Origin of the sequence: Acinetobacter sp. V2 (assembly GCF_001188385.1) — a bacterium.
In the GTDB taxonomy this organism is placed as follows: Bacteria; Pseudomonadota; Gammaproteobacteria; order Pseudomonadales; family Moraxellaceae; genus Acinetobacter; species Acinetobacter oleivorans.
This window is the reverse complement of sequence record NZ_JZFB01000015.1, coordinates 1-878: the sequence shown is the minus strand read 5'-3', so window position 1 is coordinate 878 and position 878 is coordinate 1. Positions and strand designations below refer to the sequence as shown.

The following is an 878-nucleotide window of genomic DNA, read 5'->3' as shown; positions in this document are numbered from 1 at the left end:
AAGTTTGAACGTAATAAGCCACACGTAAACGTGGGCACAATTGGTCACGTTGACCATGGTAAAACAACTTTAACTGCTGCGATTGCAACTATTTGTGCAAAAACTTACGGCGGTGAAGCGAAAGATTACTCACAAATCGACTCAGCACCTGAAGAAAAAGCACGTGGTATTACAATTAATACTTCACACGTAGAATACGATTCTCCAATCCGTCACTACGCTCACGTAGACTGCCCGGGCCACGCCGATTATGTTAAAAACATGATTACTGGTGCTGCTCAGATGGACGGCGCGATCCTTGTATGTGCTGCGACTGATGGTCCAATGCCACAAACTCGTGAACACATCCTTCTTTCTCGTCAGGTTGGTGTACCTTACATCATCGTATTCTTGAACAAGTGTGACCTTGTTGATGATGAAGAATTACTTGAATTAGTAGAAATGGAAGTTCGTGAACTTCTTTCTACTTATGACTTCCCAGGTGATGACACTCCTGTTATCCGTGGTTCAGCTCTTGCTGCTCTTAACGGTGATGCTGGTCAATATGGCGAGTCTTCAGTTCTTGCTCTTGTTGAAGCGCTTGACTCTTACATTCCAGAACCAGAACGTGCTATCGACAAAGCATTCTTAATGCCAATCGAAGACGTATTCTCAATTTCTGGTCGTGGTACTGTAGTAACAGGCCGTGTAGAAGCTGGTATCGTTAAAGTTGGTGAAGAAGTAGAGATCGTTGGTATTAAAGATACAGTTAAAACAACTGTAACTGGCGTAGAAATGTTCCGTAAACTTCTTGACGAAGGTCGTGCAGGCGAGAACTGTGGTGTTCTTTTACGTGGTACTAAGCGTGAAGACGTACAACGTGGTCAAGTACTTGCTAA

General features: G+C 43.6%; 1 protein-coding gene. It reads left to right on the top strand.

The window, feature by feature from the left end:
- The coding region (tuf, locus tag UC75_RS18470; RefSeq protein ID WP_049838425.1) for an elongation factor Tu at positions 1-878 on the top strand (878 nt) is incomplete at both ends.